The organism is Massilia sp. ZL223 (genome assembly GCF_018119395.1).
In the GTDB taxonomy this organism is placed as follows: Bacteria; Pseudomonadota; Gammaproteobacteria; order Burkholderiales; family Burkholderiaceae_D; genus Telluria.
Window position 1 is genome coordinate 84,402 of the sequence record NZ_JAGPWD010000021.1, and the last position, 9,340, is coordinate 93,741.

6 protein-coding genes are annotated in these 9,340 nt (G+C 68.1%); all 6 read right to left on the reverse strand.

The features are described from left to right. Positions 1 to 3: 3 nt before the first annotated feature. Positions 4 to 3,450 carry a transcription-repair coupling factor gene (gene mfd, locus KBW95_RS14355; protein WP_211528584.1) on the reverse strand — a complete coding sequence of 1,149 codons (3,447 nt, stop codon included), beginning with the start codon at positions 3,448 to 3,450 and terminating at the stop codon, positions 4 to 6. 92 nt (positions 3,451 to 3,542) lie between these two features. After that, positions 3,543 to 4,352 carry a formate dehydrogenase accessory sulfurtransferase FdhD gene (gene fdhD, locus KBW95_RS14360; protein WP_373888803.1) on the reverse strand — a complete coding sequence of 270 codons (810 nt, stop codon included), beginning with the start codon at positions 4,350 to 4,352 and terminating at the stop codon, positions 3,543 to 3,545. Further along, positions 4,349 to 6,592: an FdhF/YdeP family oxidoreductase gene (locus KBW95_RS14365; protein WP_211528585.1), complete on the reverse strand. Its 2,244-nt coding sequence runs from the start codon at positions 6,590 to 6,592 to the stop codon at positions 4,349 to 4,351. The genes fdhD and KBW95_RS14365 overlap by 4 nt, the downstream gene beginning before the upstream one ends. A gap of 145 nt (positions 6,593 to 6,737) precedes the next feature. Beyond that, positions 6,738 to 7,703 (reverse strand): 5'-nucleotidase, encoded by a 966-nt coding sequence (locus tag KBW95_RS14370; RefSeq protein WP_211526166.1) that lies wholly within the window; start codon positions 7,701 to 7,703, stop codon positions 6,738 to 6,740. Next, positions 7,703 to 8,674: an HDOD domain-containing protein gene (locus tag KBW95_RS14375; RefSeq protein ID WP_211528586.1), complete on the reverse strand. Its 972-nt coding sequence runs from the start codon at positions 8,672 to 8,674 to the stop codon at positions 7,703 to 7,705. The genes KBW95_RS14370 and KBW95_RS14375 overlap by 1 nt, the downstream gene beginning before the upstream one ends. Before the next feature lie 137 nt (positions 8,675 to 8,811). Then, complete coding sequence (locus KBW95_RS14380; RefSeq protein ID WP_211528587.1) at positions 8,812 to 9,156, reverse strand: hypothetical protein; 345 nt, start codon at positions 9,154 to 9,156, stop codon at positions 8,812 to 8,814. Between the last annotated feature and the right edge of the window lie 184 nt (positions 9,157 to 9,340).

The following is a 9,340-nucleotide window of genomic DNA, read 5'->3' on the forward strand; positions in this document are numbered from 1 at the left end:
AAATTAAGCGAGCAGTTGTTTGATAGTCTGTTTAACCTGGTTCACGCGCGCCTGCAGGTCCGGCATGCCGGCCGTGATGCGCAGCTTGTCCTGGCCGGCCAGCTTGATGTGGCGGTTCTTCTGGATCAGGGTGATGATCTTGATCGGATCGATCGGCGGCTTTTCCATGAACTGCATGTTCACGGCTTCGCCATGGGCGTCGATCTTGACGATGCCGACCGTCCTGGCGGCGATGCGCAGGCGGTGGGTTTCGATCAGGGCGCGCACGGCGTCCGGCATCTTGCCGAAGCGGTCGATCAGTTCTTCCTGCATGTCGTCGATGCGGTTCTGGGTATCGCAGTTGGCCAGGCGCTTGTAGATCGACAGGCGTTCGTGCACGTCGCCGCAGTAGTCGGATGGCAGCAGGGCGGGGACGTGCAGGTTGATCTCGGTGGTCGAGGACAGCGGCGCGGCCAGGTCCGGCTCCTTGCCGGCCTTGAGCGAGCGCACCGCCTCGTTCAGCATGTCCGAATACAGCTGGAAGCCCACTTCGAGCATCTCGCCGGACTGGTTTTCGCCCAGTACTTCGCCGGCGCCGCGGATTTCCAGGTCGTGCATGGCCAGGTAGAAGCCGCTGCCCAGTTCTTCCATCGCCTGGATCGCGTCCAGGCGGCGCTGCGCCTGCTTGGTCAGGCTCATCACGTCGTTCACCAGGAGGTAGGCGTAGGCCTGGTGGTGCGAACGGCCGACGCGGCCGCGCAGCTGGTGCAGCTGGGCCAGGCCGAACTTGTCGGCGCGGTGCATGATGATGGTGTTCGCGGTCGGCACGTCGATGCCGGTTTCGATGATGGTCGTGCACAGCAGGATGTTGAAGCGCTGCGAGACGAAGTCGCGCATCACCTTTTCCAGGTCGCGCTCGTGCATCTGGCCGTGGGCCACGCCGATGCGCGCTTCGGGCAGCAGTTCCTCCAGCATGGCGCGGCGATTTTCAATCGTCTCGACCTCGTTGTGCAGGAAGTAGATCTGGCCGCCGCGCTTGAGTTCGCGCAGGCAGGCTTCGCGGATCACCGAGCCGTCCTCGCTGCGCACGAATGTCTTGATCGCCAGGCGCTTCTGCGGCGCGGTGGCGATGATCGAGAAGTCGCGCAGGCCTTCCAGGGCCATGCCCAGGGTGCGCGGGATCGGGGTCGCGGTCAGGGTCAGCACGTCGACCTCGGCGCGCAAGGCCTTCAGCGCTTCCTTCTGGCGCACGCCGAAGCGGTGCTCCTCGTCGATGATGACCAGGCCCAGGCGCTCGAACTTCACGTCCGGCGACAGCAGCTTGTGCGTGCCGATCACGATGTCGACGGTGCCGTCGGCCATGCCCTTGATCGCGTTGTTGACTTCCTTGCCGGTACGGAAGCGCGACAGCTCGGCGATTTTCACCGGCCAGTCGGCGAAGCGGTCGGCGAAGGTCTGGGCGTGCTGCTCGGCCAGCAGGGTGGTCGGAGCCAGGATGGCGACCTGCTTGCCGCCCATGACCGCGATGAAGGCCGCGCGCAGCGCGACCTCGGTCTTGCCGAAGCCGACGTCGCCGCATACCAGGCGGTCCATCGGGCGGCCCGAGGTCATGTCCTTGATGACGTTGTGGATCGCCTCCGCCTGGTCGGGCGTCTCGTCGAAGCCGAAGCTGGTGGCGAAGTTCTCGTAGTCGACGCTGGAGTATTCGAAGGAATGGCCCTGGCGCGCGGCACGGCGCGCGTACAGGTTGAGCAGCTCGGCCGCGGTGTCGCGCACCTGCTCGGCCGCCTTGCGCTTGGCCTTTTCCCACTGGCCCGAGCCGAGCGCGTGCAGCGGCGCATCTTCCGGCGAGCTGCCGGAATAGCGCGAGATCACGTGCAGCTGCGACACCGGCACATACAGCTTCGAGTCCTTGGCGTATTCCAGGTGCAGGAATTCGGTCTCGCCTTCGCCGAGATCCATGCTCATCAGGCCCATGTAGCGCCCGATCCCATGGTTGATGTGCACCACCGGGTCGCCGATCTTCAGCTCCGACAGGTCGCGCACCATCGATTCGACCTGGCTGGTCGCTTCCTGCTTCTTCTTGCCGGCGCGCCGGCCAGAACCCGCATACAGCTCGGTCTCGGTGACGAACACCAGGTGGCCGCTGCCTTCGTCGAGCAGCTCGAAACCGGCCTGCAGCGGGGCGACGCCCAGCGCCAGGCGCGCGTCCGTGGCCTTGAAGCCGTCGAAGCCTTCGACCGATGCCAGGTCCAGCTTGTATTCGGCGAAGTACTGCTGCAGGGTCTCGCGGCGGCCGGCCGAATCGGCGCAGATCATCACGCGCGCGTCCTTGCGCAGCAAATAGCCGCGCAGGTTGGTCAGCGGGTCGTCCAGGCGGCGGTTGACGGCGATGTCGGGAATCGGCGCGCTCAGTTCCGAGGCCGGCGCGGCGGCGTCGCGCGCGATGGCCCAGCGCCCGTGCGGCTTGGCGCAGGTGAAGAACTGCTCGGCGCCCAGGAACAGCTCGCGCGGCTCCAGCAGCGGACGCTCGCGGTCGCTCTTGAGGAAGCGGTAGCGCGATTCGGTGTCCAGCCAGAAGCGCTGGATTGCCGCGTCGATGTCGCCCACCAGGACCAGCGGGGATTCCTCGGGCAGGTAGTCGAACAGGGTCGCCGTCTCGTCGAAGAACAGCGGCAGGTAGTATTCGATGCCGCTGGGGGCGATGCCGTTGCCGATGTCGCGGTAGAGCGGCGAGCGGGTCGGGTCGCCCTCGAAGCGCTCGCGCCAGCGGCCGCGGAAGGCGGTCCGGGACGCCTCGTCCATCGGGAACTCGCGGCCGGGCAGCAGGCGCACTTCCCTGACTGGGTAGAGCGAGCGCTGGGTGTCGGCGTCGAAGGTGCGGATGGTCTCGATCTCGTCGCCGAACAGGTCGAGGCGGTAGGGCAAGGCCGAACCCATCGGGAACAGGTCGATCAGGCCGCCGCGCACCGAGTACTCGCCCGGCGACATCACCTGCGACACGTGGGTGTAGCCGGCCAGGGTCAGCTGGGCCTTGAGCCTGGCCTCGTCCAGCTTCTCGCCCTGGCGGAAGAAGAAGGTGTAGGCCGCCAGGAAGGACGGCGGCGCCAGGCGCACCAGGGCGGTGGTGGCAGGAACCACCAGCACGTCGCACTGGCCGTTGCGGATCTCGTGCAGGGTCGCCAGGCGCTCGGACACCAGGTCCTGGTGCGGCGAGAAGGCGTCGTAGGGCAGGGTCTCCCAGTCGGGCAGCAGGTGGCAGGACAGCTTGCCCTCCGCGAACCAGGGGATCTCGTCGAGCAGGCGCTGGCCGTCGCTGGCGTTCGCCACGATAACGGTGAGCATCTGCTGGTTCGCCTTGAGCGCGAGCGCGGCGACGGCGAGCGCGTAGGCGTCCGAGGAGCCGTGCAGGGCCGGCAGGACAAAACGTTGACCTGGTTTGGGGAGATGTTTCTTGAGATCGAAGGGCATGCAGCGTGCAATGAGTGTCGCGACGATGGGTCGTCCATTATAGTCGAAGCGGCCGTTGGCCGCCGGGCGCCGGGCGGGCGTTTCTTGACGATTCAATAAGATCGCTGCAGGCGGGCCGGGTGGCTGTAGACCACGTGGCGGTCTCCGCGCACGAAGCCGGCCAGGGTCACGCCGGCTCGCTCCGCCAGGCGGACCGCCATCGCGGTCGGCGCCGAGATCGCGGCCAGCACCGGCATGCCCGCGCGCGCCGCCTTCTGCACCATCTCGAAGCTGGCCCGGCTGGTCACGACGGCGAAGCCCCGGCGCGTGTCCAGCCCGTCGCGCGCCAGGGCGCCGACCAGCTTGTCCAGCGCGTTGTGGCGGCCGACATCCTCGCGCATGCACTGCAGTTCGCCATCGAGCGAGGCCCAGCCGGCCGCATGGACGGCGCCCGTGGCCCGATGGAGCTCCTGGCGCATGCCCAGCGCCGCCATCGCGTGGTGCAGCGCGCCCGGCGCCAGCGCCAATGCTTCGCCCGGCGCCGCCGCGGTCCAGGCGTCGTCCTCGAACCAGGCCAGGCTCTCTACCCCGCACAGGCCGCAGCCGGTACGCCCGGTGCGTGCGCGCCGGCCTTCCTTGAAGCGCATGAAGGCGCCCGAGGCAATGCGCATGTCGATGGCGATACCCTGGTCCGTCTCCTCGATCTCGAGATCGTGGATGTCGCATGCCCGGCGCACGATGCGTTCGCCGAGCGAAAATCCGACCGCGAAGTCTTCCAGGTCCATGGGCGAGGCCAGCATGACGGCGTGGGTGATGCCGTCGTAGCTGAGCGCCACCGGCACTTCCTCGGCGACCGTCTCGCTGGCCGCCTGGACGCGGTCCGCGATCCAGCACTGGGCCGGCAGGCCGGCGGCCGCGTTCACGACTGGCTCCCGGCGCGTTCGACGATGACGTCGATGGCCTTGGCCGCGGGGACCTTGCTTTCCTTGGCGTGGTGCCAGAGCGGAATCAGGGGATTGCATTCCGGGTAGTAGCCGGCGATGCATCCCGCAGGCACGTCGTAGGGAACGACCGCCAGGCCATCCACGCGCCGCTCCACGCCGTCCTGGGCCGCCGCGCGCAGGTTGACCATGTCTCCCTCGCGCAGCGCCAGGCGCGCCATGTCGCCCGGCGCCATGAACAGCACCATGCGGCTGCCGTGCACGCCGCGGAAGCGGTCGTCGTAGCTGTAGATGGTGGTGTTGAACTGGCCGTCGCTGCGGATCGTGAACAGCCGCAGAGACTGTGCCGTGGCATGCATGTCCGGGTCGCCCAGCAGGTTCTCGGGCACGGTGAAGTTGGCCTTGCCGCTCTCGGTCTCCCACTTGCGCTCGGCCGCGGCGAGCGGCTTGCGGAAACCGCCCGGTGTCCACATGCGGGCATTGAAGTCCTTAAAGATGTCCGGATAGGTGGCTTCGATGGCGTCGCGCACCGTCGCATAATCGGCTACCCAGGCATCCCAGTCGAGCTTCGGATTCGCGTCCAGCGTGGCCTTGGCGATGCCGGCCACGATCGCCGGCTCCGACAGCAAGGTTGCGGCGGCGGGTTCCGCCATGCCGCGCGAGCCGTGCATGCAGGCGGTGCTGTCCTCGACGGTCACCGCCTGTTCGCCGCTCGCCTGGCGGTCGGTCTCGATCCGGCCCAGGCAAGGGAGGAGGTAGGCGGCCTTGCCGTGGATGACGTGGGTGCGATTGAGCTTGGTCGCGATCTGCACCGTGAGCGGAATCCCGCGCCAGGCCGCTTCCATCATGACGGTCTCCGGCACCGCGCGCACGAAGTTCCCTCCCAGGCCGATGAAGGCCTGCAGCTTGCGCGCCAGGATCGCCTCGCAGGCGTCCACGGTGTTCATGCCGGGCTTGCGCGGTGGCTCGAAGCCGTATTGCTCCTTGAGCTTGTCGAGGGGCGCCAGCTCGGGCTTTTCGGTGATGCCGACCGTGCGCTGTCCTTGGACATTCGAGTGCCCGCGCACCGGGCAGATGCCGGCGCCGGGCCGGCCGATGTGGCCGCCCAGCAGCAGCAGGTTGACGAGCATGGCCACGTTCTGCACGCCGTTGCGGTGCTGGGTCAGGCCCATGCCGTACACCGCCATCACCGCGCGGGAGCGGCACCAGACTTCGGCCGCGCCTTCCAGCGCCCCGCGCGTCAGCCCGGATTCGCGCTCGATCTCGCTCCATTCGGAGCTGCGCACCGCCTGCGCGAACGCTTCGAAGCCATGGGTATGTTCCGCGATGAAGTCGCGGTCGAGGACCGGCGCCGAGGCGTCGGCGGCCAGGATCGCCTTGCACAGGCCCATGATCGCCGCCGTGTCGCCGGCGGGCCGCACCTGGTGGTACTGGGTGCTGATCACGGTCTCGTGCCCGGTCAGCATCTCCAGCGGCGACTGCGGATTGGTGAAGCTGACCAGGCCGCGCTCGCGCAGCGGATTGAAGGTGATGACCGGCACCCCGCGCCGGCGCGCCGCCTGCAGCTGGTGCAGCATGCGCGGGCTGTTCACGCCCACGTTCTGTCCGAAGAAGAAAATGCAGTCGGTCCGTTCGAAGTCCGGCAGGCCGATGGTGCCGACGCCCACGCCGATGGTCTTCTGCAGGCCCACGGAGGTGCTCTCGTGGCACATGTTGGAGCTGTCGGGCAGGTTGTTGTTGCCGTACATGCGGGCCAGCAGCTGGAACATGTAGGAGGTCTCCAGCGAAGCGCGGCCGGAGGCGTAGAACACCACCTGTTCGCGCTCGAAGCCGCGCAGCGCGGCGCCGATCTCGGCGAAGGCCGTGTCCCAGCCGATTTCGCGGTAGGTGTCGGTGGCAGGGTCCCAGCGCAGCGGCACCGTGAGCCGGCCCTGGTCCTCCAGCTGGTGGTCGCTCCAGCTCTCGAGCTCCGTCAATGTGTGGCGCTCGAAGAAATCGGCGCCAATGGTGCGGCTGGTGGTTTCCCAGGCGGTGGCCTTGGCCCCGCTGGAACAGAATTCGAAGGGATGGGGATGGGCCGGCTTGGCCCAGGCGCAGCTGGCGCAGGCATAGCCGTCGGGCTTGTTCTGCCGGGGCAGCAGGGTGCTGTCCTTCGCGACGGTGTCCTGGTGCAGCAGGATGGTGGCGACGTCGCGCACCGATCCCCATCCGCCTGCAGGCATGTTGGGTGTGCGGGAGTGCGGTTTTCCTTGGTCCTGGCTCATGGCGGCTCCTTCCACATGGAAGGGCTACCCTAGCGCCTGCCGCCGCGGCGCTCCGTGCGCATGCGCACCGACGCGGACGTCACGCGGGACGATCGCGGGTCACTCAGGCAGCGATATCGGCGGCCGTATCGAGGCCCATCCTGCGGTTGGCGATACCGAAAGGCACGTGGACCATGGGGATGGTGCCGCCCGGCGCCGCCTTCAGGTGGGTCAGCTGGTCGTCGAAGAAGATGTGGGGCTTGAACACCGACAGCACCCGCGCCTTGTCCATGCCGCCGAGGAAGAAGGTCTCGTCCGCCGAGACGCCCCAGCTCTTCAGGGTGGTGACCACGCGCTCGTGCGAGGGCGCGTTGCGCGCGGTGATGATGGCGATGCGCACGATCTTGCGGTAGCCGGGATCGCGGCGCTGGGCGCGGTCTTCCAGGCGCTGCATCATCGCCAGTTTCTGGAACAGGCCCGCCAGGGGCCCCGGCTGGTGCGGGCGGGCCACGTGCAGCAGCTCGTGGGCGTGGAACTCGTCGAGGTCGTTGTTGCGCTTGAAGACGGTCTCGGACTCGTCGTCTGCCAGCACGCCGTCGAAGTCGAAGGCCACGCGCAGCTCCAGGTCGTCCTCGTCGTCGGCGATCTTCGACGGCAGCACCAGGCCGGCGGGATAATCGACGGCGATCGCGCTCTTGACGTCTTCCTCGTTGGCGCTCAGGAACAGCGAGGCGTTGAAGGCCGGCAGGTAGGCGTAGGGCGACTTGCCGTTCATGAAGGCGGCGCGCGAGATATCCAGGCCATAGTGGGCGATGGAACGCATCACGCGCAGGCCCGTCTCGGGCGAGTTGCGCGAGAACAGCACGACCTCGACCGGCGACTGGCGCGGAAAACACTTGTTGATGTTGAGGAAGCGCCGGATGAAAGGAAAGGCCACGCCCTTGCCGAGGATGAGGTCGAGGTGGCGCTCCTGGTAGCCGCGGTAGGCTTCCGGACCTTCCTCCAGGTAGACCTGGTGCGATTCCGACAGGTCGAACAAGGCGCTGGAGGCGACGCCGATCACGAGTTTCTGCTCGATCTGAAAGGCCATCAGTCTTCACTTTCCGAGAGTTGGTCGAACACCTTGCGTTCCTGGGGCGCCAGCGCGCCGGCGCTGCGCACGAAACCCGGCTGGGCGGCGTCGGCCAGCAGGCGCAGCTTGGCGAGGCGGTCGCCGGCGGCCAGCGCGCCGGCCAGGAGCAGGCCGCCATCGGGCTGGGCGATCGCGCAAGCCACGGCGGGCGGCAAGTCCCATGCGGCGGCGATGCGGGACGACAGCAGGCGCGCGGCGCCCAGCAGGGCGGCTGCGAAGCCGTCGTCGTCCGGCAGCGCTCCCGGCAGCGCCTGGTCGGCCACGCGCAGCGCCACCACCAGGCCGATGTTGTGCATCAGTCCCGCCAGGTAGGCTTCGAAGGGATCGGCGCCGTGGGCCGGGGCGAGCAGCGAGGCGGCCAGCGCGCATTTCTCCGACTGGTTCCACAGGGTCGGCGCGAGCTGGCGCGCCAGCTGGCCGGGCTGCATGCTGATCACCGGGCGGAAAGCCACGCGCGCGAGCAGCATGCGCAAGCCGTTCTGGCCGAGCAGCAGCAGGGCGCCTTCGATGTTGCGCACCGGCGTGGCGGGCCGGTAATAGGGGCTGTTGACCTCGCGGATCACTTCGGCCACCAGCACCGCGTCCTGGGACAGCTGGCGCGCCAGGTCGGCGGCGGAACTGCCTTCGTCGCGCAGGCTGCGCAAGAGTTGCGGGATCACGGCGGGCACGCGCGGCACCAGGCCGGCCGCCGCTTCAGGCTGCCCGGCCAGGCGCGCCAGCTCGTCGATGAGCAGTGTTCCCCCCGGCACGGCGGCCGAACAGGGACCCGCGAGCCAGCGGTAGAAAGCGAGGTCCAGGCCGGCTACGGCATCGTCGCCGCGTGGCGGGTTCGCAACGGTGTCCGGCACTGCGGACGGCTGGGGAGCGGGCTCTCGCGTGGGCGTGTCGTCGCGCGCGCTCCCGAACAGGCGGGCAAGCCAGTTCTTCATCGGCGGGCGGGTGGAGTAGGGGCAGGGGCCATGCGGCCCATTCTACCCGAGCGCCTGCGTTTCACCTTCGGAAACGGACAAACCCGCCAGCGCGGCGCGGACGCTCGCGATGCCGGGCTGACAGCCTGGCCGCCGGGTCAGCGGCGGGTCGGATCGGTCGTGGTGGTCGGGTCGTTGGTCGGCGGGGTCGTCGGATTGGTGGTGGTGCTGGAGCTGCCGACAGGCGGCGGCGTGGTGGCGCTGGTGCCGGACGAGGTGCCGGTGCCCCAGGTCGAGCTGCTGCCGCTGGTGCTGCCCGTACCCGTGCCGGTGCCGGTGGTGCCGGTGCCGGTGCTGCCACCGGTGGTGCTGCCGCTGCTCATGGTCGAGCCGCTGCTGCCGCTGCTGCTGCCGGTGCCCATATCGTCGCCAGTGGATTTGCATGCCGCCAGGGCCAGGGACATCAGCCCGCCGAGCAGCAGGGCTTGATATTTATTCGTCATCGTTTTTCTCCTCGGGTTTGGTTGGTTCCCCATCATGCGGAGCGGATCGCGAGCATGAAATAGGATCAAATCGAGACTGAATGTAGGAGCATACTCACGCATTTACGGAATCATTGCCTACACGAACAGCTTGTTTCCCCGGGGACCATGCGAAAAAAAGGCCACCTTGCGGTGTATTGCGGTG

Excerpts from the sequence above, each read along its gene's own strand:
- mfd (WP_211528584.1), bottom strand. The coding sequence starts at position 3,450 with ATGCCCTTCGATCTCAAGAAACATCTCCCCAAACCAGGTCAACGTTTT.
- KBW95_RS14370 (WP_211526166.1), bottom strand. The coding sequence starts at position 7,703 with ATGGCCTTTCAGATCGAGCAGAAACTCGTGATCGGCGTCGCCTCCAGC.
- KBW95_RS14375 (WP_211528586.1), bottom strand. The coding sequence starts at position 8,674 with ATGAAGAACTGGCTTGCCCGCCTGTTCGGGAGCGCGCGCGACGACACG.
- KBW95_RS14365 (WP_211528585.1), bottom strand. The coding sequence starts at position 6,592 with ATGCCTGCAGGCGGATGGGGATCGGTGCGCGACGTCGCCACCATCCTG.
- KBW95_RS14380 (WP_211528587.1), bottom strand. The coding sequence starts at position 9,156 with ATGACGAATAAATATCAAGCCCTGCTGCTCGGCGGGCTGATGTCCCTG.